We start from the raw sequence: 25,943 nt of genomic DNA, 5'->3' as shown, positions 1-25,943 counted from the left end.
GGCCCTTTCACCCCCCGAGTTCCCCGGGGTCCCGCCCCGCGGGTCCCCGGCCCCGGGGGCCCCGGTCCCCGGGGGGGACGTCGGGCGTTGCCCGGTCGGGGTGTGCTCAGGAGCGCTGGGCTCAGTAGCGCTGGGCCTTCACCACGACCGGGACCAGGGCCAGATCGGCCGGCTGGCGGCTGAAGGCGATCGGACTGGCCTTCCCGCCCGGGGCCAGGTTCTCGGCGCCGACGATCGCCGAGTCGACGGCGTGGCCCGACGCGTCGGTGAAGTCCACCTGGACCGCGTAGGAAGCGGCCTCGCGGGTGCTGTTGACGATGGTCACGACGGCGGCGTGGAGGCCGCCGGTGGTGGATCGCGGCACGCCGGTCAGGGTGATGTCGGCGGTGGCGTTGCCGGGGCCCTCCACGGTCTTGAGCACCTCGGTCGCCTTCGCCCGGTTCTGCGCGGCCTGCGCGTCCGCCGATGCCTCGAACGCGGAGGCGGCGGCCGCCGCCGAGGCCGAGCGTGCGGCTACCGAGGCCGAGGCCGACTCCAGCGCGGAGGCGAAGGCGGAGGGCGGCTCCCCGGAGAAGCTCGACGGGTTGGGTGCCTCCGACAGCGTCGCCCCCGCCGCGTTCGTCGGCGTCGCGGGCCCGGAGGAGCTCCCGGATGAGCACGACGCCACGAGGAGGACGGCCGTTCCTGCCGCCGCGGCCAGGGCGGCCACTCTCCGCGGCAGCCGGGGGCCGTTGCCCTGGCTGGTGTACAGCGTACGCATCACGCACAACCCTCCGGTCATCCCGTCATCCGTTCGGCCGTCGGTGGGCACATGCAAGCCTGCGGCCGCCCGGTTCGTGCTCTCCATGCTTTGTTCTGCACGCCCGGACCACGAGCGGTGCTGGGCCGTCCGGACGCACGGAGCATTTTCGGCGGGCGGTGGCGGCCGGGCGACCCGCCAGGCCGGCGCCTGCCGACACCGGCAGCAGCCGCCCAGGTGCCCCGCCGCCGAGGAAGGGGACCGCCAGGCCGTGCGCCCGGATGTAGCCCGGTCGGGTTGAGCGGGGAATCGGCCGGTTCCGGGGAGGGTACGGAGTAGCGGACTTCGAAGCGGCGCCGGACACGGCGGAGAAGTCAGGAGAACGCGGACGAGGGCGAGAACGCCGGATTCCGCATCCAACACCCGTAGTTGACGTTCCGTCCCACCGTCGGCGGCCATCGCGCACGGTGTGGGCGGTTGCTGTGTGTCGTCCCCGTCGCGGCCTGTGTCGTGTGCCTGTTCCCCCTTCCCCGCCGTGGCGCCCCCTCTGCTCCCTCCCCACGAAACCGGAGTACTGAATGCGTGTGCGAACGATGCTCGCCGCCTCCCTGGCCTGCGCCCTCCCGATCACCGGACTGACCGCCGCAGGCGGCGCCGCTGCCGCGCAGCCGGTGAACGCGCAGTCCGTGCGGGCGGCGGCGGTCGTTCCCGACGACTGCCCGCCGCCGCCCGACGCCACCGAGTCGCCGATGGCCGGAAAGTATTACTGCTCCCAGGAGAGATTCGGGCCGGCCGCCATCCCGAACGACGAGCCGGCCGCCACGCTGCTGAGGGGGTACCAGCGCTTCGGCGGGCTCAGTGCCAGCCACTTCGTCCAGCTGTACTACGACGCGACGGACAAGCGTTGGGCGTACGCGCCCGACCGTGGCTTCCAGCGGCTCGACGGCAAGCTCGACCAGACGGTGTACGCGGTGCCGATCGGGACCAAGCTGATCCGGTTCGGCGACATCCTCAACGGCGGCGGATACCTCGCCGATCCCGGAACGCCCTTCGTCCAGATGGCGGTGACACCCGACGCCCTCAACGGCGGCTACCACTGCCTGCGAGCCGAGGCGGTGTTCAAGGTGCAGAAGGGGCACGTGGCCGCCTTCTACGGGATGCCCGGCGGAGGTGTGCAGGAGTGGCTCGACCCGAACCTCGCGCCCGCAGGGCTCGAGGGCGGCTACAAGGTCAACAACCTCATCGCCAAGGGCTACCTCAGCGAACTCCCGGCAGAGCGGTGCAACGTCACCCCCACCGGTTCCTGACCGGCAGCAAGCAGAGCGCCGACGGCGGCCTGCGGAGAGGCTGACGGCAACCTCTGGATCGCCCCTGCCCCCGCTGCTGCTGGGGGGGTAGGGGCGACTCCGCCGTCCCCGTCGGAGCGGGGAGGTGCGGTCAGAGCAGCCGGTCGCGGTGGCGGGCGGCGGTTTCGCGGACGAGGCGGGCGAAGTTCTCGCGGCTCTGGCGCCGGTGCTGTGCGGCCCGTTCGTCGTCCAGGTCCGCGTCGTGCAGGTCCGCGTCGTCCGGGTCCGTGTCGTCCGGGTCTGCGTCGTCGGTGCCGAGGTGCTCTTCGTCGAGGTCGTCGTACTCGGTGTGGAGGACCCAGCAGCCGTGGATGCCGGCGAGGAGGTCTTCGAGGAGGTCGCGGGCGGGGCGCCTGGGGTCGAGGGGGGTGAGGCGCAGGCCGGTGTCCTCCGGGTCGGTCTCCTCGTCGTCGGTGTAGTCCTCGGTGTAGTCGTCGAGGGCCCCGTCGAGGTCTTCGAGTTGTTCGCGCAGGCCGGCGGGGTCGGGGAGGAGGCCGTCGGCGATGTGGAGGGCGTGGCGGACGAGGCCGGTGACGGCGTCGTGGGGGGTGTGGCCGGCGTCGAGGAGTTCGAGGACGAGGGTGGGGGTCTGGTGCGGGAGGTCCTCGATGTTGTCGGCTTCGAGCAGGACGGCGGTGGCGTCGTGGCCGGAGGCGTCGGCGGCGACCTCGGCCGCGGCGGCGAGCCAGTGGGCGGCCGCGACGGCGGCGGCGGTCGGGTCGATGTCGGAGAAGAGGGCGAGGGAGCCGAAGGGGTTCTGCTCCAGCAGGTGGTCGGCGGCGGCGACCTGGACGGGGGAGGCGTCCTCGCGGCTGAGCAGGACGGCCTGCTGGGCGCGGCCGGTGAGGTTGCCGAGTTCGGCGCTCTCGACGGCGGTGAGTTCGGCGACGGTCTCGGCGAGGACGGCCTTCGTCAACTCGGGTTCGTCGAGGGCGTGCAGGGCGCGGCCGGCCTGGTGGGCGGATTCCAGCAGGGGACTGTAGGAGACGGTGAGCAGGCCGCCGTGGGGCAGGTTCGGCGCGGCCACGGCTTCGGCGACGTCGCTGAAGGTGTCGCGTTCCTGTTCGCGGCGCCAGCCTTCGGTGTCGGGTTCGAGGGAGCCGGCGGCGCTGGCGGGGTGCGTGTAGGTGCGCCAGGCCGCTTCCGACAGGCGGGTCAGTACGCCGGCCAGGCGCAGGAGCGTGGCGCTGGGTGCGTCGGCCGGGAGGGCGGTGATCCGGGTGGCGAGGTCGCCTTCGCCGGTTCCCCAGGTGGCGATGAGCTCGTGCCGGTTCGGGTCGACGCTGTAGCGGGTCATGATGCCTACCTTCGGGGACGCGCGGCTGATTGCTCGGCTGACGGCAATTCTGGCGCATCGTCAGGTGGCGGCGGGCGAAGCCCAGCCCGGGCGCGAGCGCGGGAGCCTCGCGCCCGGTCCCGTTTCACAGCAGCAATCGGCCACGGGTCTCGGGCATCCAGCGGGCCAGGGCCAGGGCGGACGCCGCGCTGATCGCCGCGTACACACCGAACGCCCCGCCGAGCGACAGCTCCTGCACGAGGGGGAGGAACGTGGTCGCCACGACGAAGTCGGTTGCCCAGTGGGCCGCGGTGGCCAGGCTCATCAGGACCCCGCGGGCACCTGCCGGGTAGATCTCGGCGATGTAGACCCAGAAGACGGCGGCAGGGCCCACTGCTCCCGCCATGATGAAGACGCACAGCAGCGCCGCGGTCGGCGCCCCCGTGTGCCCGAGTGGCTGCGCGACCGCGATGCCGACGGCCGCGACCGCCATGACCAGCAGTCCTCCGATCATCGTCTTCCGGCGGCCGACCCGGTCGAGCAGGGCGATGGTGACGACGGTGGCGGCCACGTTGCACAGCCCGACCAGGACGGCTCCCCGGATGCCTCCGGCAGCGGTCATGCCGCTGCCCCCCAGGATGGTCGGCACGTAGTAGATCGCGGTGTTCAGACCGGTCAGATGGACCAGGACGGCGATCGCCAGTCCCAGTGCGACCCAGCGGGGACCGGCCAGCGCGCAGGCCTGCCGGAGGCTCGCGGCGGGGGCGGCGACGGGCCGGGCGACGGTTGCGGTCGCGGAGCCGGCGGTGGGCCGGGTGGCGGTCGCCGTCGCGGGGCGGCCACCGGGTCGGGCGGCTGCGCCGCCAGGGTCGGGCGGAGACAGGCGCCGGGCGGCGCTGGCCGCCCGGGCGGTGTCTCCCCTGGCGTGCAGCCAGTCCGGCGATTCGGGCACCAGGCACATGCCGACCAGCAGCACGCAGGCGGGCAGGAGCCCGAGAGCGAGCATCCAGCGCCAGGCTCCCGCGGGTTCCAGGAGATAGGCCACCACGTAGGACAGCAGGAGCCCGATCGTGATCATGAGTTGGTTCAGTGTGACGAGCGCGCCGCGCCGGGCGGGCGGAGAGATCTCGGAGATGTACAGCGGGACCGCGAACGAGACGGCCCCCAGGGCGAGTCCGACGAGGAACCGCCCGATGAGGAGCGTGGTGGAGCCCGAGGCCGCCGCCGAGGCCGCCGTTCCGAGGGCGTACACGGCCGCGGCGGCGCCGATGACCGGCCGGCGTCCGAACCTGTCCGCCAGCCGCCCGCTGGTGAGGGCGGTGAGCGCCGCGCCGAGGAGGGCGGCCGACACGACCGCCCCCTGCTGCCACGACGACAGGGTGAAGATGTCGGCGACCAGCCGCAGGACTCCGGCGATCACCCCGATTCCGTAGCCGAACAGCAGCCCTCCGACGGAGGCGACGCACACGGTCAACAGCCGTGCGGCGCCCGGGGGGACGGGCGCCGTCATGGCGACACCCCTGCGCCGCCGTCGACATGGTCGCAGGACGGGGCCAAGCCCATGGGATGCCCTTCTTCGAAGTGCCGTAGGCAGGGATGGGGCGAGGCCGGGTCAGGCCGCTGGGAATCCGCCGCCCACGCGGATGACCGACCCCGGACGCCGCGCCGAGGCGATCACCGGCTTCGCAATCCGGGAGCAGACTACCGGCGTCACCGGCCGACCCGGCGCAACCCGGACACCCCCCGACGCACCGTCAGAAACGGCTTACGGTCGGATCAATGCGAGGACCTCGTCCCGGAGGTGTTCCATGGTCTCCTGGTCGTGCGCCTCCACGTTGACCCGAAGGACCGGTTCGGTGTTCGAGGGGCGCAGGTTGAACCGAATTCCGCCCGGCAGGCCGACCGTCAGACCGTCGAGCCGGTCCGTGGTCACCCCGGCCCGGTGCCGGTATCGCTCCTCCACCTCCCGGATCGTGGCCGCGACGTCGGCGACGACGCAGTTGAGTTCGCCGGACAGCGCGAACCGGCTGTGCGCGGCGATCACGGCGGACAGCGGCCGGTCCTGTCCACCGAGGGCGGCCAGCACGTGGAGCGCGGCGAGCATGCCGCTGTCGGCACGCCAGAAGTCCCTGAAGAAGTAGTGTCCGGAGTGTTCTCCGCCGAACACCGCGTCGTGCTGCGCCATGAGCGCCTTGACGTGGGAGTGCCCCACGCGGGACCGGAACGGGCGTCCGCCGTGGCGGCGGATGCTCCGCACCGTGGCCTCGGCGGTGATCAGGTTGTACACGACGGCCGAGCCGGGGTGCCGTGCCAGCTCCCGGCCTGCGATCAGGCTGATGACGGCGGACGGTGAGATCGGCTGACCGCCTTCGTCGACGAAGAAGCAGCGGTCGGCGTCACCGTCGAAGGCGAGCCCGATGTCGGCCCCCTGCCTGCGGACCTCGGCCTGGAGGTCGACGAGGTTCCTGGGGTCGATGGGGTTGGCCTCGTGGTGGGGGAACGTGCCGTCGAGTTCGAAGTAGAGCGGGACGAGGTCGACGGGCAGGCCCGCGAAGACCTCCGGGGCGGTCAGGCCGGCCATGCCGTTGCCCGCGTCGGCGACGACCTTGAGGGGCCGGATCCCGGTGAGGTCGACGAGCTGACGCAGGTGTGCCGCGTACTCCTGGAGGAGTGGTCTTTCCGTACGGGCGCCGCGGGACGCGGCGGGTGTGGCGCGTTCCCCCGCCACGAGCCAGTCGCGGATCCGGCCGAGGCCCGTGTTCTCCCCGAGGGGGGCCGCGCCGCTCAGGCACAGCTTGATGCCGTTGTCCTTCGCGGGGTTGTGGCTGGCGGTGATCATGGCGCCGGGAAGTCCGAGCGATCCACTGGCGTAGTAGAGGTAGTCGGTGGAGCCGAGCCCGGCGTCGATGACGTCGGCACCGGCCCGGCGGGCGCCGTCGCTGAACGCCCGCACCAGCATGGCGGAGGACGGGCGCATGTCTCTGGCCACCACCACCTGCGGGGCGTTGGTGAACCGGATGAACAGGCCGCCGATGCGTTCCGCGACCTCGCCGTCGAGTTCGGCGGGGACTTCCCCGCGGATGTCGTAGGCCTTGACCAGCCGCGCGTAGTCGGACACGGTCACCCCTTCACGAGGCCGAGGTCGGGGCTGCGGACGCCGACTGCCGACGGCGTGCCACGGCCACCCGGTAGCCGTCCAGGGTGTCCGCGACCATCTTCCGGCTGCTGAACTCCCGTTCCGCCGTGGTGCTCGCGTTGGCCGCCAGCTCGGCGGCCAACGCCTCGTCGGTGAGCACCCGCAGTATCCCTGCGGCCAGTGCGGGCGGGTCGGCCGCCGGCACGAGCAGGCCGTCGACGCCGTCGGTGATGACGTCGCTGATGCCGATGACGCGGGTGCCGACGACGGGCTTGCCGGCGCGCATCGCCTCGACCACGCTGAACGGCAGTCCCTCCGCCAGGGAGGGCTGGACCACCAGATCCGCCGCGGCGTAGACGGCAGGCATCGCCTCGGCGCCGAAGTCCTGGCGGAGAGTGACCAGTTCTGCCACACCCTCGTGTTCGAGCCGGCCCCACACGCTCTTCTCGTACGCGTAGTCCGAGACCCTCCCCGCCAGGAGCACCCGTACCTCGGGCAACTCCGCCGCGACCAGGGGCAGTGCCGCGGCCAGGTCGAGCTGGGCCTTGCGGGCGGACATCCGGCCCGGGAGGACGATCAGCCGCTGGTCGGGGGTGACGCCGAGTTCGGTGCGCAGTGCGGAGCGCAGGTTCCGGGCCACGTCGTCCGGTGGCGCGTCGGGAACGCCGTTGTGGACGAGCCTGATGCGGTCGGCGGGGGCGCCGAAGCGGGCGGCGCGCTCGGCGAAGAAGCGGCTGGGGACGAAGTGCATGTCGACGGGGAGGGTCTGGTACGACAGGCGGCACCGGCCGCGGCCGAACCGCTCCAGGTCGGGGTTCTGCTCGTGCAGCGAGCACACCAGTGCGGCGTCCGTTTCGAGCGCCACGATGCTCGCGAGGATGAGCGTCTCATGGCTGTTGGCGTGGACGACGTCGAAGCTCTCGCCCTGGAGCACGGCCCCCAGTTCGTCGAGGACGGAGTACTGCATCTGTCGCCATCTCACCTTGTCCCGGGCGTCCACGCGGTCCGCGAAGTCGCGCAGCCGCACGACCCGCCCCGCGTCCTCCTCGCGCTCCCCGGGCAGGTCGTCCAGCCATGACCCGTCGGTCGCGATGACGACGTCGTGGCCGTCGGCCACCAGCCCTTCGCACAACAGCCGCGCATAGGTCTCGGCCCCGCCGTGCAGGGGCTCGTAACTGGAGGTCAGCATCAGGACTTTCATCGGTCCGCCCTTTCGGTGAGCCAGGGAATGAGCCCACGGCCGGCGTCCTCGCCGGCCTCGCGCAGCGAATCGGGAGTGCCCACGTCCCGCCAGTAGCCGGTGAGCCGGTGCGCCCCCACGCGTTCGCCGGCGGCCATCAGTGCGGGGGCGAGCTCCCTGGCGTAGTCGTAGACGACGCCTTCGGGGATGTGCGCGATGATGCGGGGGTCCAGGCAGTACACGCCGGCGCTGATCCAGTGCGTCTCGTCGTCGGGGACGTCGGGCTTCTCCCGGGCGCCGCGGATCCGACCATCGGGGTCGATGTCCAGCACGCCGTAGCGGCGGGCCTGCCGGATCCGCGTACAGGCGAACGTCAGGGCGTACCCACCGCGCGTGTGCGCGTCGACGAGCCGTTGGAGCGGCTCGCCCATGATGACGTCGCAGGACGTGACGAGCACGGCGTCGAAGGCGGCGAGTTCCTCGTGGAACAGCCGCAGTGCCCCGGCGGGCCCGGTGAGGCGGGGCTCGGTCCGGGCGTGGACGGGCACCTTCACCGTGGTGCCGTCGAGGAAGCGAAGGACCTGCTCGGCCTGGTAGTGCAGATTGAGGTAGACGTCCGTGACGTCGGTCTCGGCGCACCGGTCCAGCAGGTGTCCCAGCAGCGGCCTGCCCGCCAGGGGCAGGAGCGGCTTGGGCGTCTGGGCGGTGAGTGCTCCCATCCGGCTGCCGCGCCCGGCTGCCAGGATCATCCCCGCCAGCCTCATCCCGTCTGCCCCGTCTGCCCCGTCTGCCCCGTCTGACCGGTCTGACCGGTCTGCCCCGCCTCGGGCGAGGCCTCCGTCGGCAGGGGGCGTGCGGCCAGCCAGGACACGACGGAGTCGACCCCGTCCTCCAGCGTCGTCCGGGCGGTCCAGCCCAGTTGGGCCTGGGCGCGGGAGGGATCCAGGCACCCCCTGCGCACTTCTCCCGCCAGCGGCGGCCCGAAGCGGGGCGGCAGCGAACGGCCGGTCCGCTTCTCGACCGCCTGGTGGATGTCCAGGACCGAACTCTCCCCGCCCTTACCGATGTTGATCAGACCGTGCCCCTGGTCCATGGCCCGCACGAACGCATCGGCCACATCGCTCACATGCACGTAGTCGCGCGTCTGCAGGCCGTCCCCGTTGATGACACAGGTCTGCCCGGAGAGCATGCGCTGCGCGAAGATGGAGACGACTCCCGCCTCACCGAACGGGGTCTGGCGGGGGCCGAAGACGTTGCCGAGGGCGAGCGCGACGTAGTCCAGGCCGTAGGTCTCGTGGTAGAGGCGCAGGTAGTCGACGGCGACGGACTTGGTCAGTCCGTAGAAGGAGCTGGGCACCCGGCCCGCGGACTCCTTGATGGGCACCCCGTCCTCACCGGCGGGCCCGTAGATCGTCCCACCGCTGGAGGCGAACACGACCTTGCGGCTGCGGCTGCGCCGCGCCGCTTCGAGCATCCGGACCAGGCCGATGACGTTGACCTGGGCGTCCAGCAGGGGATCCCGCATCGACACCTTCACGCTGAACTGCGCGGCCAGCAGCAGCAGCACCTCGGGCGCGAAGTCCTCCACCGCGGCCGCGGTGGATTCGTCGACCACGTCGGCCGTGAGAATGCTCAACTCGGGCCAGCGGGCCTCGCTCTCGGCGAGATTGGCCCGATCGCCCGTGGAGAAGTCGTCCACCACCAGGACGCGGTGTCCCTGGGCGCACAACCGGTCGACGATGTGCGAGCCGATGAACCCGCCGCCACCCGTGACGACAACCTTGCTCATGCCTTGGTCCCCTCTCGTGGTTCGCGAATGTGTGTCACACCCGGAGCGGCCTGGCCACGCGGCGGATCCGCGTGGCCACGCCGCAGCCGGACGTCGTCCTGGAGGATGCGCGGGCCGTCGGCTGCCGGGGACACGACCAGGAGCGCCGCGGTGGCGGCGGCCGTGTCCCCGGTCCGCACGACACGGTCGAGGAAGTGGCCGGGGCGCAACGCCCGAGTGGCCGTGAGTTCCTGCCCCGATGTCTTTTCCGATTTCCGGCCCTCCAGGCCCTTACGCGGCGCCCTTCTTGATGCGGTATCCGACCGCCGTCACGGGGTTGTCGACGAACATGCGGTGAACCGCCGTGTCGTCGAATCCGATGGAGAGAATGTTCTGCCGCTGCTGCTCATAACCGCTCGAACCCGCCGCCACGGCCCCGTCGTCACGCAGCCACAGCGGATTGTGGTCACTCCGGGTCAGTGGTTCCTGGGCCATCGTGGCGACCTCGGTGTGGTCGGTCAGCGCGATGAGGCGGTCCACGCCCAGGTATTCGACGGTGCGCCGGCAGATTTCGAGGTCGACGTGGTACCCGTCGAAGTTGATGCACGGGTACAGGAGGGACTCGCGTGCGGAGCGCAGCATTTCGGCCGGAACGGGGCCGAGCAGTTCCCGGAGGTCGGTCTTGTCCCAGTCGGGATCGAGCACCCGCCGCAGTTCGACTTCGCGGTCGACCCGTTCCTGCGGCGTGCGCCAGGAATGCGTGAAGTTCCGCGGGGTGTCGTTGTACAGATGGTCGGTCAGGACCAGGTACGGGGAGGAGTCGTAGCGGCTGTGCAGGAATTCGAGCACTTCCCGCAGTCGGACGGCACTGCGCTCGGGCGCCTCCCGGTGGAAGTGCCCCACGGCGATCCGGAGCCCCTGCTCGTAGAAGCTGGTGAGCAGGTCGGCGAAGGTGGGGCCGGCGTCGATGCGCTCGTCCAGGGCCATGGCGTCGGGCGCCATCACGATGTAGCGCAGGCCGAGCGGGCCGAGGGACGCGATGACGTCCCACTCCTTCGCCGACGGGAACCACCGTCCGGCCCGCGGTATCCCTCCTTGCGGCCCGAGCAGCGGGCCCTCGATCGCGAAACCGGCGATGTTGGGAACCGCGTTCGCCTGTTCGAGCCGGTGGTACTCCTGGAGGACCTCCACCAGGCGGGGGAGATTCTCCCGGCGCAGGTAGACGGTCGGCAGAATTCCGTACTCACGGGATTCCGCAGCCTTCTGGACCTCGGGGAGGTCCTCGGGCGAGATGGTCGAGAAATCGAAGTCGTCGATTCCGTGGAAGTGGTAGAGAAGGGCCTTCACTTTTACCCTCGTTCCGTCTCGGACTATTCCTTGGACGGTTGGATTGGGTGCCGTCTCGACAGATACGGCTATCGACTTCCTGAGGCTTTTCTCATTGTCACGATCGACCTCACGAGTCGTCGCCGGGAGCAGCACGTCCTGCTGCAAACTCCGTGGACTGGCCTGCGGATAGCACGGCAGCGCCAAAAGAACGGAGACTGTACGTACAAGCATCCGTCGCCCGAGGGATGTTGAAAACCAAATCCTCGACAGTGTCCTGAAAGTCACTGCGGCCTGGCGCACCTTGGTGCCTTGACAGTGGTCGTACAATTCGGGGTAAGTATGTGGTGATTATGTGCTGGCGAAGACGGGCGGCACGGTTTTCGCCCGAACGCTGTTACGGGTGTTGCCATTGTTCCTCCCCGCCGGATCATGCTTTTCGTGGCCGGGATGACCGGTGGTCCCGCCCTTCACCGGCAGATTCCGGAACCCGCCTGGTCAGCACCCGTAACAGCCCGTCCGCGGTCAGTGCGTGAGGAGCCGGCGGAGGAAGACGTCCGAGGCGTGGTTGGTGTCGCCGGGGATCAGGGTGCCGTCCTCGGAGGTGAACAGCACGGCGCTGCCGGAGGCGTCGGTGTACGGGTTGTCCGAGGTGCCGGTGCTCGCCGTGCCGTCCTCGGCCGCGCCGGCGAGTTCGACGGCTCCGGTGGCGAGGTCGCGGCGGAACACGTTCTGCCGCCCGCCGTCGACGCCGGGGACGAGGTTGCCGGCGTCGGAGACGAAGTAGACCCAGCGGTCGTCGTAGGACATGGTGCCGCGACCGGCGGAGCCGACCGTGGTGGTGCCGGGCAGCGGGGTGGTCACCCTGGCCACGGTGCCGGTGCGCAGGTCGCGGGTGTAGAGCTCCTGGTGGCGGTTGAGGATCGGCCCGCCGGGCGCGTCGAGGGTGTAGACGGCGTACTGCCCGTCGGGGCTGAGGGTGGCGTCCAGGCCGGTGTTGGCGAGCTGGCCGGCGGGGTCGGTGCTCGCGCCGCTGATCACCCCGGTGTGCTGGTCGAACACGTAGAAGGGGTAGGAGGCGTGCCCGAGGATCGCGGGGGAGTCGCCGTGGTCCGCGTGGTCCGCGTGGTCCGCGTGGTCCGCGTGGTCCGCGTGGTCCCCAGGGGCTGCGGGGGCTGCGGGGGTCTGGGTGGGAGCCGGGAGCAGGTTGTACGCGCGGGACTTGAAGCCGATGACGCGGCCGTCGGCGCTGATCGAGGGCAGGTAGGAGTCGCCGTTGCCCGGCTTGCCGTTCACCCCGAGGGTGACCAGGCGGGTGGTGCCCTCCCGGCGGTCGGTGACGTAGATGTTCTCCTTGCTGAACGTGCCGACCGGCGCGAGGTCGGTCCGGGAGGAGGAGAAGGCCACGAAGCGGCCGTCCCAACTGGCCACCGCGTCACGGGAGATGCGGCCGTCCTGGCCGGTGGCGGCCGGGTCGCCGGCGGTGATCAGCTCGGTGACGCCGTCCCGGAGGTCGCGGAGGTAGACCTCCCCGCCGCTGTTGGCCTTGTGGCCGGGCAGCACGTTGGTGGCCTTGGTGTTGAACGTGACGAAGCGGCCGTCGCCGCTGATCGATGCCTGGGTGGTGGGGGCGTCGAGCTGGGCGCCGTCCGCGCCGACGCTGACGCGTTGGGTGCGGCCGGTGTGCAGGTCCCGGACGAAGACGTCCGTCGCCCCGTTGGTGTCGCCGGGCACCAGGTTGGTCGCGTCCGAGGAGAACAGGGCGTAGCGGCCGTCGGCGCTCAGCCCGAGGGCGGCGGACGCGCCGTCCGGCTGCGCGCCGTCGAGGCCTACGCTCACCCGGGTGATCCCGCCCGTGCGCGGATGCGCTTCGGCCGCTGGTGCGGCGAGGCCGGCCAGCACGGCGGCGAGCAGGGCGCAGCCGCCGCGCAGCAGCCCGCGCCGGGGGTGTGTGGTGGTCATGAGGTGGGTCCTCCCCTTGGTGAGTGACGACGGCGCGGGCGGCGCCACCCTGGTGGGTGGCACCGCCCGCGCAACTGGCTGGGGAGAGCCAAACGCCCAGCGGACCGGAGGTCAACGGGCCCGCTTCCGCACTGGCAGATTCTCGCCAACTGACCGAGGGGGAAGGGAGGTTGGATACTGCCGGATGGTCAGTCGACCGCCCAGACCTGGAGGGGTGATCCGGTGTCGGGCTGCTGGGTGGTCCGGGCGCCGTCGGCGGTGGACGCGGTGGTGAGGAGCAGGCCGCTCTTCTGGGAGGTGATCCGGTAGCCGCCGGCGGCGGGGGTGAGCTGCCAGCGCTGGTTGCCGCCGCCGGTGCAGGCCCACTGGATCACCTTGGCGCCGGCGGAGGTGGAGCCGCCGTCGACGTCCATGCACAGGTGCGACTCGCCGTTGGCGATCTGGTAGCTGCCGTCCGCCTGCCGGGTGAGCACCCAGGTCTGGTTCGGGCCGCCGTTGGGGGCCCAGGTGACCAGTTGGGTGCCCTGGGCGGTGGAGTGGCCGGGGTCGTCGAGGGCCTTGCCGGCGGTGGTCAGGGTGTGGGTGCCGTCCAGCGGGGGGTTGGGCACGGTGCCGGTGGCGGTCAGGGTGAGGGTCTGCTCGCCGGGGCCGCGGGTGCCACCGACGGGGTTGCCGGTGGTGTCGGCCCAACTGCGGGTGGGGGTGGTCTCGGTGGACCGGCTGTTGGTGGAGGAGAGGCCGAGGACGAGTCCGCTGTAGCGGTTGACCAGCTTGAACGCGCCGGTGGCGGTTCCGTCGGCGGACTTCCCGGGGATCACGAACCACTGCTGGCCGACGGTGGGCCCGCCCGGGCCGGCGGCGGTGGCGGTGGGGCGGGCGCCCCAGGCGCGGCCGGCGGTGGCGGTGGAGTCGACGCCGAGCAGGCGGCCGGTGGCGGCGTTGGCGATCCGGTAGGAGCCGTCGCCGTTGGCGGTGAAGCTCCAGGCCTCCAGGGCGGAGCCGGTGCCGGCGGCCAGCGAGGTGGTGGCGGGGCCGCCGGCGACCTGGGCGAGGACCCGGCCGTCGGCGTTGCCGATCCGGTAGGTCTTGCCGGGGTCGACGGGGGGAGCGGCGGGCGCGGTGCCGTCGATCGTCACGTCCACGTACTCGCCGGACGCGCCGTTGGAGCAGCCGAAGGCGCAGTACGAGCGGAAGGTCTTGCCGACGATCGTGGTGTTGGTGCGGTTCGCGCTGTCGAGGAACCAGCGGTACCAGGACGCGGTGTGGTAGCCGCCGGTGTCGCCGATCGGCACCCACTTCTGGCTGGCGAGGTCGGTGGTGGCGTAGTACTGCTGGGGCGCGGAGCCGCTCTGGTCGACGGCCTGCGGTTCGGCGATGTACAGCCCGAGGTAGGCGTTGTAGGTGATGTCCATGACGAACAGCGGTGAGGTGGGGGGCATCGTGCCGGCCGCGACCTGCTGGGCCACGGTGCCGGTGTTCGCCGGGTCGTACTCGTCGGCGACCGGGGTGTAGCCGGTGGGGTGGGCGGAGTCGGCGGGCACCAGGTTGCTCTCCTGGCCGCCGGTGCCGGGCTGCGACCACGCGCCGTCGTACCACTTCTGCCACGAGTCGGGTGCCATCTTGGCGGCGATCGGGGCGCGGGCGACGTGCTCGTGGAAGGCCTTCCAGCTGCCGCCCTTGTCGACGATCCGCGAGCCGTAGTAGACGTAGAAGTAGCCCGAGGCGGTGTCGACGAACAGGCGTTGGTCGCCGTCACCGTAGTCGAAGGTCTGGTTCGGGAAGGCCGCGGTGTCGCCCCGCTGGGTGCTGTACGGCGAGGTGATGGCGTGGTCCTTGATGGTCCACGTCCGGCCCTGGTCGCTGGAGACGGCGTAGTCGATGGCGTCGAAGTGGAGGCCGTCGCCGAAGGGTTGCGGGGTGAACTCGTTGTGCACCAGCCCGTACCAGTCGCCGGTGTCCGGGTCGACCCAGATGCCGGAGAGGTCGCAGTAGTTCTTCTGGGCGTAGCCCGACCCGGCGGGCGCGGAGGTCGAGGTCAGGCCGGTGGGGCTGTTGTTGCAGCGCCAGGTGGTGTCGTTGTTGCGGTCCTGGGGGTTGGCGGGGTTGACGGCGTTGCTGAGTGCGCTGGACCGGGTGGCGGAGTCGAAGTCCTTGCCGGTGAAGAAGTCCCAGTACCGCGGGTCGTTCGCGCCGTAGAGCGCGGCGGACTGCTGGAAGTAGAAGGTGCCGTCCTTGTCGGTGTACGGGACGGCGGGGGTGTCGGTGGGGTGGGCGTAGCCGACCGGCTTGCCGACGCTCACGGTGTACGGGGCGGTTGACGGGCCGCCGGCCGGGGCGGCTGACGGTTCGGGGGCGGCCGACGCGGCCGGGGCGAGGCCCGCGCTCAGCGCCAGGAGCGCGGGGGCGAGGACGGCGGCGAGTGCTCTGCGGGGTGGGGCGGACACGAGGTCTCCTTCGGTGCTGCACCGTCGGGGCGGGGGTGGGCGGTGCTGCTCGGGCCCGCCGGTCGTCGTTGGGGGCGCGACCGCCGAGCCCGGCGATGGCATGCAGTATCCGGCCTTCTTGCGCGCAACTGTCAACACCTCTGAGCAACAAATTGCGCAGACGGGTTCCATGGAGTGCTTGAAGATGCTTGAATCTGGCCAGAAAGAAGCAGGTATCAGCAACAATCAAGTGGAGGTGGCCGATGGCGACCCATGTCGAGGCCGAGATCGCCAGCCAGCCGGACTGCTGGCGCCGCGCGGCGGAAGTCGCCGCGGCGGAGTGCACGGCGCTGCCGGAGGCCGGTGAACGGGTCGCGGTGATCGGCTGCGGGACGTCGCTGTTCATGGGCCAGGCGTACGCCGCCATGCGGGAGTCGAGCGGACAGGGCGTCACGGACGCCTTCGCCGCCTCCGAGTTCCCGGGCGTCCGCTCGTACGACCGCGTGATCGCGCTGACCCGCTCCGGCACCACGACCGAGGTCCTGGCCCTGCTGGAGCGGGTGCGCGGAAAGGTCCGCACCGCGGCCGTCACCGCAGACCCGCGGACCCCGGTGATGACCGCGGCCGACGACATCGCCGTGCTGGACTTCGCCGACGAGCGGTCCGTGGTGCAGACCAGGTTCGCCACCACGGCGCTCACCCTGCTGCGGGCCCACCTGGGCCTGCACACCGAGGCGGTGGAGGCCGACGGCCGGGCGGCCCTGGCGGAGCCGCTGCCCGAAGGCCTGGTGGACTGCACCCAGTTCACCTTCCTCGGCACCGGCTGGACGGTCGGCCTGGCGAACGAGGCCGGCCTCAAACTGCGCGAGGCCGCGCTCGCCTGGAGCGAGGCGTACCCGGCGATGGAGTACCGGCACGGCCCGATCAGCATCGCCGCGCCGTCCACCGCCACCTGGATGCTGGGCGCCGCACCGGTGGGCCTGGCCGAGCAGGTCCGGGGCACCGGCGCCCGCTGGATCGAGGGCCGGCTCGACCCGCTCGCGGAACTGGTGCGCGTGCACCGGCTGGCCGCCGCGCTGGCCGCCGCGAAGGGCCTGGACCCGGACCGGCCGCGCAACCTGACCCGGTCCGTGGTGCTCGCCGACTCATGACCGACCAGCCTCGGCTCACGACCGACCAGCCTCGGCTCATGACCGACCAGCCTCGGTTCACGACCGACCAGCCTCGGTTCACGACCGACCGACCTCGGCCCACGACCGACCGGCGTCAGCCCGTGCCCGACCGGCGTCAGCCCATGACCGGGCAGCGCCTGGTCGTCGCCGTGGATGTCGGCGGCACCGGCATCAAGGCCGCCCTGCTGGACCGGGAGGCGGCCGTCCGGCACGAGGCGTGGCGCGCCACCGGGCGCGAACGGGGCCCGGAGGCCGTCGTGGCCACCGTCGTCGACCTGGTCGCGGACGTGCGGCGGGAGGCCGGGCGGCAGGGCGCGGAGGTCGACGCCGTCGGCCTGGCCGTTCCCGGCATCGTCGACGAGGCCACGGGGACGGGCGTCTACTCCGCCACGATCGGCTGGCGGGACGTCCCGTTCCGGAAGCTCGTCGCCGAGCGCACCGGCCTGCCCGTGGCCGTCACCCACGACGTGCGCGCCGGCGGCGTGGCCGAGGCCCGGCTCGGAGCCGGGCGCGGCGAGGAGCGCTTCCTGTTCGTCCCGGTCGGCACGAGCATCGCCGCCGCCGTCATGACCGGCGGCCGCGCCCTGCCCGGCGCGCACCACCGGGCCGGGGAGATCGGCCACCTCGTGGTGCGCCCGGGCGGGGAACCGTGCGCCTGCGGGGCCCGGGGCTGCGCCGAGACCTACGCCTCGGCGGCCGCCGTGGCGCGGCGCTACACCGAGGCCACCGGCCGGCCGGCCCTCGCACCGGAGGTGGCGCGGCTGGCCGCGGAGGGGGACGGGGCGGCCGGCGCCGTCTGGCAGGAGGCGGTCGACGCCCTGGCCGACGCCCTGCTGACGGCCGTCTTGGTGCTGGACCCGCCGCTGGTCGTGCTGGGTGGGGGCCTCGCCGAGTCCGGCGACCTGCTGCTCGCCCCGCTGGCCGCCGCGCTGGCCGCCCGCGCCCGGATCCAGGTCGCGCCGCGCCTGGTGCCCGCCGCGCTCGGGGACCGGGCCGGCTGCCTGGGCGCCGGCCTGCGCGCCCTGGACGCGGCGGCCGGCCGCGCGGCCCCGGAAGGGAGCCCGGCGCCGTGATCGTCACCGTGACCCCGAACCCCGCCCTGGACATCACCTACGGCGTGCCGGCGCTGCGCCCGCACACCAGCCACCGGGTGGCCTCCGTCCACGAACAGGCTGGCGGCAAGGGCGTGAACGTGGCCCGGGTGCTGCACGGCCTCGGTCGGCGCACCACGGCCGTCCTGCCGCTCGGCGGGTCCACCGGTGCGGTGCTGCGGGCCGACCTCGACCGGGCCGGCATCGCCTGCCTGGGCGTCCCGCTCGCCGCCGGCACGTCGACCCGGCGCACCGTCGCCGTGGTCGACGCCGTCGACGCCACCGTGCTGAACGAGCCCGGACCGGAGCTCTCCGCCGAGGACTGGACGGCCCTGCGCACCGCCGTCCGCGGCCTGCTCCCCACCGCCCGGGCCCTGGTGCTCGCCGGGAGCCTGCCGCCGGGCCTGCCGGGCGACGCCTACGCGGACCTGGTCCGCCTCGCCCACGAGTACGGCGTGCCGGTCGTCCTGGACGCCGACGGCGCCGCGCTCACCGGGGCACTGGCGGCCGGGCCCACGGCCGTCAAGCCGAACGCGGTCGAACTGCGCAGCGCCACCGGCATCGCCGACCCGCTCCGCGCGGCACACGCCCTCGTCGACGCCGGCGCCCGGGCGGTGGTCGCCTCGCTCGGCCCCGACGGGCTCCTCGCCGTCACCCCGGACGGCAGCTGGCGGGCCCGGCTGCCCCCGGAGGCCGTCGTGCGGGGGAACCCGACCGGCGCGGGGGACGCGGCCGTCGCGGCGCTGGCAGCGGCCCTCGCCGACCGCACGCCGTGGCCGGCGGCGCTGGCCCACGCGGTGGCCCTGTCGGCCGCCGCCGTCCAGGCCCCGTACGCCGGCCGGTTCGACCCGCAGGCCTACCGCGGCCACCTCCCGCTGGTCCGGGTCACCCCGGCCACGCCCTTCGCCGGCTCAGCTCCTTCCGACTGAACAGCCCCACCCGACAGGAGAGTTCATGCCCCTGGCAGCCACCGGCGGCCTCGTCGCCCGGGCCGCGGCCCGGCACGGCGCCGTCGCCGCCTTCAACGTCATCACCCTGGAGCACGTCGAGGCCGTCGTCTCCGCCGCCGAGACCGCCGGCACCGCGGTGATCCTCCAGGTGAGCGAGAACGCGGTGCGGTTCCACGGCGGGCGGCTGGCCCCGCTCGCCGCGGCCGCCGTGCGCTGCGCCGAGCCGAGCACCGTCCCGGTGGCGCTGCACCTGGACCACGTGAAGACCGGCGTCCTGCTCCGCCAGGCCGCCGAATGCGGGTTCAGCTCGGTGATGTACGACGCCGCGCACCTGCCCTACGCGGAGAACGTCGCCGCCACCCGCGAGGCCGCCGTCTGGGCGCACGGCGCCGGGCTCTGGCTGGAGGCCGAACTCGGCGAGGTCGGCGGCAAGGACGGCCGGGGGCCGCTGGACGCCCACGCGCCGGGGGCCCGCACCGACCCCGCAGAGGCGCGGCGCTTCGTCGAGGAGACCGGTGTGGACGCCCTCGCCGTCGCCGTCGGCAGCTCCCACGCGATGACCTCCCGCGACGCCAGGCTCGACCACGGCCTGCTCGCCGCCCTGCACGCGGCCCTCGACGTCCCGCTCGTCCTGCACGGCTCCTCCGGAGTCCCCGACGACGAGCTGCGCCGCGCCGTCCACGGCGGCATAGCCAAGGTCAACATCGGCACCGCCCTGAGCATCGCCATGACGACCGCCGTCCGGTCCCACCTGGCGGCGGACGAGCGGGGCGTCGACCCCCGCGCGTACCTGGCCGCGGGCCGCGGGGCGATCACCGAGGCCGTCGGCCGGCTCCTGCCCGTCGTCGCGGGCGCCGCCGGATGACCGCGCCCAGGGCGACCGAGCCCCGGCCGACACCGTCCCCCGAACCACCCCCTCAAGGACCACTCATGCTCCAGATCTCCCGGACCGGGTTCACGCTCGACGGGCGCCCCCTGCGCCTGCTCTCCGGCGCCCTGCACTACTTCCGCAGCCTGCCCGGGCAGTGGCCGCGCCACCTGCGGATGCTGCGGGCGATGGGGCTCAACACCGTGGAGACGTACGTCCCCTGGAACCTGCACGAGCCCCGCCCCGGCACGTACGACTTCACCGGCATCGCCGACCTGGAGGCCTTCCTGCGGGCCGCCGCGGACGCCGGACTGCACGCGATCGTCCGCCCGAGCCCCTACATCTGCGCCGAATGGGAGAACGGCGGCCTGCCCTGGTGGCTCCTGGCCGAACCGGGCACGGCGGGCCGAGGCCTGCCGCTGCGCACCGGCGACCCGCGCTTCCTGGCCCACGTCGACCGCTGGTACGACACGCTGATCCCGATCCTGGCGGCGCACCAGACCACCCGCGGCGGAAACGTCCTGATGGTCCAGATCGAGAACGAGTACGGCTCCTACGGCACCGACCGGGCCTACCTCGCCCACCTCGCCGACGGCCTGCGCGCCCGCGGCATCGACGTCCCGCTCTGCACCTCCGACGGGCCGGAGGACTTCTTCCTCACCGGCGGCGCCCTTCCCGGCCACCTCGCCACCGTCAACTTCGGCAGCCGCGCCACCGAGGCCTTCGCCGAGCTGCGCCGCCACCGCCCCCAGGACCCGCCGATGTGCATGGAGTTCTGGAACGGCTGGTTCGACCACTGGGGAGAGCCGCACACCACCCGCCCGGCCGAGGACGCCGCCGAGGCCCTGCGCGAGATCCTGGCGGCCGGGGCCTCCGTCAACCTCTACATGGCCCACGGCGGCACCAACTTCGGCACCTGGGCCGGCGCCAACACCGCCGACCCGCGCACCGGCCGGGGCTACCAGCCGACCGTCACCTCCTACGACTACGACGCCCCGCTGGACGAACGAGGCGCCCCCACGGCCAAGTTCCGGGCCTTCCGCGAGGTCCTGGCGGCGTACGCGGACGGCCCGGTGCCGGAGCCCGAGGAGCTCCCGGCCACACTGCCGGCGTGCCGGGTGGAGCTCGACAGGTCCCTGCCGCTGGCGGACGTGGTGGACCACCTGTCCACCGGCGAGGTCCGCACCGCCGTCCCGCTCTCCTTCGAGGAACTCGGCCTCCCGCACGGCCTCGTCCGCTACCGGACCACCATCCCCGGCCCGCGCACGGCGTACCCGCTGACCGTCGAGGGGCTCGCCGACCGGGCGCACGTCCGCGTCGACGGCACCCACCTCGCCACCCTGGAACGCGACGTCGAGCACGAGCCCCTGCTCCTCCCGGTGCCCGGCGCGGGTGCCCGGCTGGAACTGCTGGTCGAGTCGATGGGCCGGGTCAACTACGGCGCCGGGATCGGCGACCGCAAGGGGATCGCGGGGGCCCTGCACACCCAGCAGTACCTGCACGGGTGGACGGCCGACCCGATGCCGCTGGCCGACGGGACACCGGACCGGCTTCCCTGGGACGAGGCCGTCGCTCCGGCCGCCGGCCCCGGAGCGGCCTTCCACCGCGGCGCCTTCGAGGTCGGGGAGCCCGCCGACGGCTACCTGGCGCTGCCGGGCTGGGGCAAGGGCTACGTCTGGGTCAACGGCTTCCTGCTGGGCCGCTACTGGGACCGCGGACCGCAGTGCACGCTCTTCCTGCCCTGGCCGGTTCTGCGCAGCGGGACGAACGAGATCACCGTCCTCGAACTCGACCGCTCCGGCGAACCCGCCGTGCACCTGGTGGCCGGGCCCGACCTGGGCTGACGCTCCGCGCACCCGGCCCGTCGCCCGGCTCTCCGCCCGGTTCTCCGCGCGACGGGCCGTGTCGAAACCGAGACCGCTTCGTGCTCCGAAGCCCTAGGAACCTGCTCGATATTGAGCAATACTCATCCGAACTGCGCACCATAGAGCAGGGGGTGGTCCGATGGGCACGCGACCACCGACACCCGGACCGGGCCCGGACCAGGACCAGGATCCGGAGCCGGACCCGGCCCGGTGAGGAAGCCGCCGACGCGCGGCGGCACTCCCGGCCGGCCCCAGAACCTCCGGAACCCGGGCACCCTGCCGACCCCCACCGCACCCGCACCCCCACCCTCACCGCACCGCACCCTCACCGCACCGCACCCGCTCGCGCCGGCCGCCGTCCACCCGACACCGCGCCGCGACGGCCGAGGGCCAGTACACGTAAAGGACGAGATCCTCATGGCGAAGACACGAATCCGCACCCGCCTGCTGGCCGCCGCCGCCACGCTGCCGCTGCTCGCCGGCATCGCGGCCTGCGGATCGGGCGGTGACGGCGCCTCGGGCGGCGGAGGCTCCGCCGAGGTCACGTTCTGGGGCTGGGCGCCGGGCTACGAGGAGGCGGTGGCCCAGTACAACGCGGCCCACCCGGACGCCAAGGTCAAGTTCGAGAAGATCGTGTCGGGCAGCAAGGGCGGCTACGCCAAGATCTTCGCGGCCGTCAAGGCCGGCAACGCCCCCTGCCTGGCCCAGGTCGGCTACGAGTCGCTGCCCAGCTTCGTGGTGGAGGGCGCCGTCCAGGACGTCAGCGGCGAGGCCGGGCAGTACCAGTCGCAGTACGGGGACGGCGCCTGGAACGCGGTGAAGGTCGGCGGCCAGGTGTACGGCATCCCGGTCGACGTGGGCCCGATGGCGCTCTACTACCGCACCGACCTGTACGCCCAGTACGGCCTGAAGCCGCAGGCCACCTGGGAGGAGTTCGCCGCCGACGCCGCCAAGGTGCACGCCACCAACCCCAACGGGTACCTGAGCGTGTTCAACCCGGACGACCCGTGGTGGTTCGCCGGCATGTCCGCCCAGGCCGGCGGCAGTTGGTTCGGCACCGACAGCAAGGGCTGGAAGGTCTCGCTCGCGAGCGACCCGGCCACCACCAAGGTCGCGAAGTACTGGCAGGGCCTGATCGACCAGGGCCAGGTCAAGTCCGAGCAGGGCTTCAGCCCCGACCTCTACAAGGACCTCCAGGACGGCACGCTCGCCGCCTACCCCGGCCCGGTCTGGTTCTCCTCCATCCTCGAACAGAACGCGGCGCAGGCGTCCGGCAAGTGGGCGGTCGCCCCGATGCCGCAGTGGCAGGGCGGCGCCAAGTCGGTCGGCAACGACGGCGGTTCGTCCACCGCGGTGGTCAAGGGCTGCAAGAACACCGCCGCGGCGCTGCGCTTCGCCAACTGGATGAGCACGGACGCCGCCGCCGTCGGCACCCTCGTGGACAAGGCCGGCATCTACCCCGCCTCCACCAGCGGCACGTCGGCGCCGGCGCTGGCGAAGCCGAGCGCCTACTTCGGCAACCAGCCGATCTTCGACGTCTTCAAGCAGGCGACGGCGCAGGCCCCCAAGTGGAGCTGGGGCCCGACCATGACCCAGACCTCCAGCGACCTCACCGACGCCTTCGGCGCGGCCGTCGCCGCCCACGGCGACCTGACGGCGGCGCTGGGCACGGTGCAGAACAAGACCGTCGACGCGATGAAGTCCAAGGGGCTGACGGTCACCGCCGGCTGACCGGCTCGCCGGCGGACCCCGCACGGTCCGCCGGCCCGGGCGCGCCCGACACGTCCGACACGCCCGACACGCCCGAGGGACCGACCACCGCCCGCACGAGAGAGAACCCCAGATGAGCGCAGCAACCCCGGCGGTGCCGGGCCGCACCGCCCCGAAGGCCGCCACCGCACGACGGACGCCGTCCCGCAACCGCGCGGCCCTCGGCTTCCTGGCCCCCTTCGGCCTGCTGTTCACCGTCCTGTTCCTGCTGCCCATCGGGTACGCGCTCTGGCAGAGCCTGTACCGCGTGGAGCGCTCCGGCCTGGGCTTCGGCCCGGCCAGAACGGTCTTCGCGGGGCTCGACAACTACACCGCGGCCCTGGGCGACGGCTCGTTCCTCGCGGGCGTCGGCCGGGTGCTGCTCTTCGGCGTGGTCCAGGTCCCGGTGATGCTCGGACTGGCCCTCGGCCTCGCCCTGCTGATCGACGCCAAGGGCACCCGGCTGCGGAAGTTCTTCCGGCTCGCCTACTTCCTGCCGTACGCGATCCCGGGCGTCGTGGCCACCATCCTCTGGGCGTTCCTCTACCTGCCCGGGACCAGCCCGCTCGTCGCCGGGCTGAGGGACATCGGCATCGACGCCGACTTCCTCTCCTCCGGCACCGTCCTGTGGTCGATGGCCAACATCGTCACCTGGACCTGGACCGGCTACAACATGCTGGTCATCCTCTCCGCCCTCCAGGCCATCCCCAGCGAGCTCTACGAGGCCGCCGACCTCGACGGCGCCGGCCCCTGGCGGACCGCCTGGCACATCAAGATCCCGCTGGTGGCCCCCGCCCTGGTGCTGACCGGGATCTTCTCCATCATCGGCACCCTCCAGCTCTTCACCGAGCCGATGGTCCTGCACTCGCTGGCCTCGACCGTCTCCGCCGACTACACGCCCAACATGGCGGCGTACAACGCGGCGTTCGGCACCAACGACTACGGCAAGGCGGCGGCCATCGCCGTCCTGCTGGCCCTGGCCACCTGCGTCCTGTCCTTCACCTTCCTGCGCCTCTCGGTGCGCATCACCGGAAACCGGGTGACCGCATGAGCACCGCCGACCTCCGCCGCCGCCCCGAGACCGCCCGCCCGGCGCGCCGCCGCCCCGCCGGGCCCGCCCACCTGGGTGCCCCCGGCCGCCGGCCGCGCCCCAACGTCCTCGGCACGGCCGTCCTGTTCGTGCTCTCCGCCTACTTCCTGCTGCCCGCCTGGTGGCTGCTGGTGGCCTCCACCAAGAGCAGCAGCGACCTGTTCGGCAGCGGCGGCTTCTGGTTCTCCACCCTCCACCTCGGCGACAACCTGCACGACCTGGCCACCGCCAACAACGGGCTCTACTTCCGTTGGCTCCTCAACACCGTGCTGTACGCGGGTGTCGGCGCCGCGGCCGCCACCCTGCTCGCGGCGATGGCCGGTTACGCGCTCACCAAGTACCGGTTCCGGGGCCGCGAGGCGGTGTTCAACACGATCCTCGCCGCGGTGCTCGTCCCCGCGCCGCTCCTCGCCCTGCCGGTCTACCTGCTGCTGTCCAAGGCCCATCTGGTCAACACCGTCTGGGCGGTCCTGCTGCCCAGCATGGTCAGCCCGTTCGGCGTCTACCTCAGCCGGATCTACGCCGCCGCGTCCGTCCCGGACGAGATCCTGGAGGCCGCCCGGATGGACGGCGCGGGGGAGTTCCGGATCTTCTTCACGGTGGTCCTGCGGATCTTCTCGCCGGCGCTGGTGACCATCTTCCTGTTCCAGTTCACCACCATCTGGAACAACTTCTTCCTGCCGCTGGTCACGCTCTCCGACCAGAAGCTCTGGCCGGTCAACCTCGGCCTCTACTACTGGAACGGTCTGCGGGACCACACCCCGTACAACCTGGTCGTCACGGGCTCGCTGGTCTCGGTCGTCCCGCTGGTCGTGGCCTTCCTGCTGCTGCAGCGGTTCTGGCGCACCGACCTGACGGCGGGCGGCGTCAAGGCCTGAGGCAGAGCCGCCGGGCCTGAACCGGGGCCTCGGGGCGTGGCCGGTGGATCAGGCCGCGCCCCGGGGCCCGTCGGCGGTCAGGCCCGCCGGACCCGGACGCCGCAGCCGGTGACGGCCCGCTGCTGCGCGTCCGTCAGGCCGTCGTCCGTCACCAGGTCGTGGACGTCGGAGAGCGGGCAGATCCGGGCGAAGGTGACCTTGCCGACCTTGGTGCTGTCGGCCAGCACGACCGAGCGCGCGCTGCTGCGCAGGAACGCCCGGTCGGTCTGGGCCTCCATCTCGTCGTGCGTGGTGCAGCCCTCCTGCGCCGTCAGGCCGTCCACCCCGATGAAGGAGATGTCCAGGTGGTACTGCGAGAGCATCCGGTCGGCGGCCGGGCCGACCAGTTCGTAGCTGGCCGTGCGGGCGATGCCGCCGATCACCACGAGGCGCACCTCGGGGCGGACGATCAGGTCGGCGGCGATGTTCACCGCGTTGGTCACGACGGTGATGCCGGTGCGTTCGGCGAGCACCCGGGCGAGCTCGCTGGTGGTGGTGCCGCCGCTGAGGCCCACCACCGCTCCCTCCGGCACGAGTTCGGCCGCCGCCAGGGCGATCCGGCGCTTCTCCTCCCGCTGCTTCTCGCCGCGGTGGCGCAGCGGCAGTTCGAGGTTGACCGAGCCGGTCACCGCGCCGCCCCGGGTGCGGTGCAGCAGTCCCTGCTCGTGGAGCTCCTGGAGATCGCGGCGCACGGTCGCGGTCGAGACGTCCAGGAGTTCGGCGAGCGCGTGCACATCGGCGCTCCCCGCTTCGGTGACGTGCGAGAGGATCCGGGTGGCGCGATCAGCTTTGAGCATGACGCGATTCTAGCCCGGCCGGGAGCCAAAGCCCTGGGTGGCGCCGGGTCGGACTGATTTCGGCGAGCAGGTCGCAGGTCTGGTCGTCCGTTCGAATCTGACTATCATGGCTATGAAACAAGCAACTTCACTCAGTTCTGCGGCTGCCCGGAGCAGCGCCGGAGGTGACCGCGTGACAGCGGACCGCATGTCCCTGGCCGGCGCCCGGCTGGTCCTGCCCGGCGGCGTCGTCGAGGGCGGCCGCCTGGCCGTCGAGGGCGACCGGATCGCCGGCCTCGGAGGCGAGAG

The 25,943-nt window shown here is 72.7% G+C and carries 20 protein-coding genes; 9 read left to right on the top strand and 11 right to left on the bottom strand.

Annotated features, from left to right (window positions below; genetic code table 11):
• Nucleotides 1–121: 121 nt before the first annotated feature.
• Entirely contained in the window at nt 122–760 is a 639-nt protein-coding gene (locus tag ACFWPI_RS37025; RefSeq protein ID WP_380380416.1) for a hypothetical protein, read from the bottom strand.
• Between the two features lie 557 nt (nt 761–1,317).
• Between ACFWPI_RS37025 and ACFWPI_RS37020 the strand changes: the two genes are divergently transcribed.
• A complete protein-coding gene (locus ACFWPI_RS37020; RefSeq protein ID WP_380380414.1) occupies nt 1,318–2,046 on the top strand; it encodes a TNT domain-containing protein in 729 nt (242 codons plus the stop codon).
• A 130-nt stretch (nt 2,047–2,176) separates the two neighbouring features.
• Here the strand turns inward: ACFWPI_RS37020 and ACFWPI_RS37015 are convergent, their stop codons facing one another.
• The 9 genes from ACFWPI_RS37015 to ACFWPI_RS36975 form a co-directional block, all read right to left on the bottom strand.
• The gene (locus ACFWPI_RS37015) at nt 2,177–3,382 is read right to left on the bottom strand and encodes a hypothetical protein (RefSeq protein ID WP_380380412.1); all 1,206 of its coding nucleotides are present in this window, start codon (nt 3,380–3,382) and stop codon (nt 2,177–2,179) included.
• 124 nt (nt 3,383–3,506) lie between these two features.
• The gene (locus ACFWPI_RS37010; protein WP_380380410.1) at nt 3,507–4,871 is read right to left on the bottom strand and encodes a sugar porter family MFS transporter; all 1,365 of its coding nucleotides are present in this window, start codon (nt 4,869–4,871) and stop codon (nt 3,507–3,509) included.
• Between the two features lie 255 nt (nt 4,872–5,126).
• Nucleotides 5,127–6,479, bottom strand: a complete 1,353-nt coding sequence (locus ACFWPI_RS37005) for a phosphomannomutase/phosphoglucomutase (protein ID WP_380380408.1) — start codon at nt 6,477–6,479, stop codon at nt 5,127–5,129.
• Nucleotides 6,480–6,489: 10 nt separating this feature from the next.
• A complete protein-coding gene (locus ACFWPI_RS37000; RefSeq protein ID WP_380380406.1) occupies nt 6,490–7,686 on the bottom strand; it encodes a glycosyltransferase family 4 protein in 1,197 nt (398 codons plus the stop codon).
• An 8-nt stretch (nt 7,687–7,694) separates the two neighbouring features.
• Nucleotides 7,695–8,426, bottom strand: a complete 732-nt coding sequence (locus tag ACFWPI_RS36995; RefSeq protein ID WP_380380404.1) for an NDP-sugar synthase — start codon at nt 8,424–8,426, stop codon at nt 7,695–7,697.
• An 11-nt stretch (nt 8,427–8,437) separates the two neighbouring features.
• The gene (locus ACFWPI_RS36990; protein WP_380380402.1) at nt 8,438–9,466 is read right to left on the bottom strand and encodes an NAD-dependent epimerase/dehydratase family protein; all 1,029 of its coding nucleotides are present in this window, start codon (nt 9,464–9,466) and stop codon (nt 8,438–8,440) included.
• Nucleotides 9,467–9,736: 270 nt separating this feature from the next.
• Nucleotides 9,737–10,939: a hypothetical protein gene (locus ACFWPI_RS36985; protein WP_380380400.1), complete on the bottom strand. Its 1,203-nt coding sequence runs from the start codon at nt 10,937–10,939 to the stop codon at nt 9,737–9,739.
• A gap of 357 nt (nt 10,940–11,296) precedes the next feature.
• On the bottom strand, nt 11,297–12,733 hold the full coding sequence (locus ACFWPI_RS36980; RefSeq protein ID WP_380380398.1) for a hypothetical protein: 1,437 nt from the start codon (nt 12,731–12,733) through the stop codon (nt 11,297–11,299).
• 188 nt (nt 12,734–12,921) lie between these two features.
• Nucleotides 12,922–15,177: an RICIN domain-containing protein gene (locus ACFWPI_RS36975; RefSeq protein WP_380380363.1), complete on the bottom strand. Its 2,256-nt coding sequence runs from the start codon at nt 15,175–15,177 to the stop codon at nt 12,922–12,924.
• 242 nt (nt 15,178–15,419) lie between these two features.
• On the opposite strand from ACFWPI_RS36975, the gene ACFWPI_RS36970 reads away from it, so the two are divergent.
• From ACFWPI_RS36970 to ACFWPI_RS36935, 8 genes are all read left to right on the top strand, one after another.
• The gene (locus tag ACFWPI_RS36970; protein WP_380380361.1) at nt 15,420–16,307 is read left to right on the top strand and encodes an SIS domain-containing protein; all 888 of its coding nucleotides are present in this window, start codon (nt 15,420–15,422) and stop codon (nt 16,305–16,307) included.
• Nucleotides 16,308–16,450: 143 nt separating this feature from the next.
• On the top strand, nt 16,451–17,401 hold the full coding sequence (locus ACFWPI_RS36965; RefSeq protein WP_380380359.1) for an ROK family protein: 951 nt from the start codon (nt 16,451–16,453) through the stop codon (nt 17,399–17,401).
• A complete protein-coding gene (locus tag ACFWPI_RS36960; protein WP_380380357.1) occupies nt 17,398–18,348 on the top strand; it encodes a 1-phosphofructokinase family hexose kinase in 951 nt (316 codons plus the stop codon). The genes ACFWPI_RS36965 and ACFWPI_RS36960 overlap by 4 nt, the downstream gene beginning before the upstream one ends.
• A gap of 25 nt (nt 18,349–18,373) precedes the next feature.
• Nucleotides 18,374–19,234, top strand: coding sequence for a ketose-bisphosphate aldolase (locus tag ACFWPI_RS36955; RefSeq protein ID WP_380380355.1), 861 nt, complete (start codon nt 18,374–18,376; stop codon nt 19,232–19,234).
• A 65-nt stretch (nt 19,235–19,299) separates the two neighbouring features.
• Nucleotides 19,300–21,081 (top strand): beta-galactosidase family protein, encoded by a 1,782-nt coding sequence (locus ACFWPI_RS36950; protein WP_380380353.1) that lies wholly within the window; start codon nt 19,300–19,302, stop codon nt 21,079–21,081.
• A gap of 438 nt (nt 21,082–21,519) precedes the next feature.
• A complete protein-coding gene (locus ACFWPI_RS36945) occupies nt 21,520–22,833 on the top strand; it encodes an extracellular solute-binding protein (protein ID WP_380380351.1) in 1,314 nt (437 codons plus the stop codon).
• Between the two features lie 112 nt (nt 22,834–22,945).
• Nucleotides 22,946–23,902, top strand: a complete 957-nt coding sequence (locus tag ACFWPI_RS36940) for a carbohydrate ABC transporter permease (protein ID WP_380380349.1) — start codon at nt 22,946–22,948, stop codon at nt 23,900–23,902.
• Entirely contained in the window at nt 23,899–24,819 is a 921-nt protein-coding gene (locus ACFWPI_RS36935) for a carbohydrate ABC transporter permease (RefSeq protein ID WP_380380348.1), read from the top strand. The genes ACFWPI_RS36940 and ACFWPI_RS36935 overlap by 4 nt, the downstream gene beginning before the upstream one ends.
• A 77-nt stretch (nt 24,820–24,896) precedes the next feature.
• Here the strand turns inward: ACFWPI_RS36935 and ACFWPI_RS36930 are convergent, their stop codons facing one another.
• A complete protein-coding gene (locus tag ACFWPI_RS36930) occupies nt 24,897–25,655 on the bottom strand; it encodes a DeoR/GlpR family DNA-binding transcription regulator (RefSeq protein WP_363378426.1) in 759 nt (252 codons plus the stop codon).
• Nucleotides 25,656–25,943 lie beyond the last annotated feature (288 nt).

It is taken from the genome of Kitasatospora sp. NPDC058492 (genome assembly GCF_042720685.1).
In the GTDB taxonomy this organism is placed as follows: Bacteria; Actinomycetota; Actinomycetes; order Streptomycetales; family Streptomycetaceae; genus Kitasatospora.
The sequence above is the reverse complement of the archived record's forward strand: the minus strand, read 5'-3'. Positions and strand labels throughout refer to the sequence as shown.

Coding starts and splice junctions, on each gene's coding strand:
- ACFWPI_RS36940 (WP_380380349.1), top strand. CDS start 22,946: ATGAGCGCAGCAACCCCGGCGGTGCCGGGCCGCACCGCCCCGAAGGCC.
- ACFWPI_RS36930 (WP_363378426.1), bottom strand. CDS start 25,655: ATGCTCAAAGCTGATCGCGCCACCCGGATCCTCTCGCACGTCACCGAA.
- ACFWPI_RS36935 (WP_380380348.1), top strand. CDS start 23,899: ATGAGCACCGCCGACCTCCGCCGCCGCCCCGAGACCGCCCGCCCGGCG.
- ACFWPI_RS36965 (WP_380380359.1), top strand. CDS start 16,451: ATGACCGGGCAGCGCCTGGTCGTCGCCGTGGATGTCGGCGGCACCGGC.
- ACFWPI_RS36950 (WP_380380353.1), top strand. CDS start 19,300: ATGCTCCAGATCTCCCGGACCGGGTTCACGCTCGACGGGCGCCCCCTG.
- ACFWPI_RS36970 (WP_380380361.1), top strand. CDS start 15,420: ATGGCGACCCATGTCGAGGCCGAGATCGCCAGCCAGCCGGACTGCTGG.
- ACFWPI_RS36990 (WP_380380402.1), bottom strand. CDS start 9,466: ATGAGCAAGGTTGTCGTCACGGGTGGCGGCGGGTTCATCGGCTCGCAC.
- ACFWPI_RS36955 (WP_380380355.1), top strand. CDS start 18,374: ATGCCCCTGGCAGCCACCGGCGGCCTCGTCGCCCGGGCCGCGGCCCGG.
- ACFWPI_RS37015 (WP_380380412.1), bottom strand. CDS start 3,382: ATGACCCGCTACAGCGTCGACCCGAACCGGCACGAGCTCATCGCCACC.
- ACFWPI_RS37020 (WP_380380414.1), top strand. CDS start 1,318: ATGCGTGTGCGAACGATGCTCGCCGCCTCCCTGGCCTGCGCCCTCCCG.
- ACFWPI_RS36995 (WP_380380404.1), bottom strand. CDS start 8,426: ATGATCCTGGCAGCCGGGCGCGGCAGCCGGATGGGAGCACTCACCGCC.
- ACFWPI_RS36980 (WP_380380398.1), bottom strand. CDS start 12,733: ATGACCACCACACACCCCCGGCGCGGGCTGCTGCGCGGCGGCTGCGCC.
- ACFWPI_RS36945 (WP_380380351.1), top strand. CDS start 21,520: ATGGCGAAGACACGAATCCGCACCCGCCTGCTGGCCGCCGCCGCCACG.
- ACFWPI_RS37025 (WP_380380416.1), bottom strand. CDS start 760: ATGCGTACGCTGTACACCAGCCAGGGCAACGGCCCCCGGCTGCCGCGG.
- ACFWPI_RS37010 (WP_380380410.1), bottom strand. CDS start 4,871: ATGACGGCGCCCGTCCCCCCGGGCGCCGCACGGCTGTTGACCGTGTGC.
- ACFWPI_RS37000 (WP_380380406.1), bottom strand. CDS start 7,686: ATGCTGACCTCCAGTTACGAGCCCCTGCACGGCGGGGCCGAGACCTAT.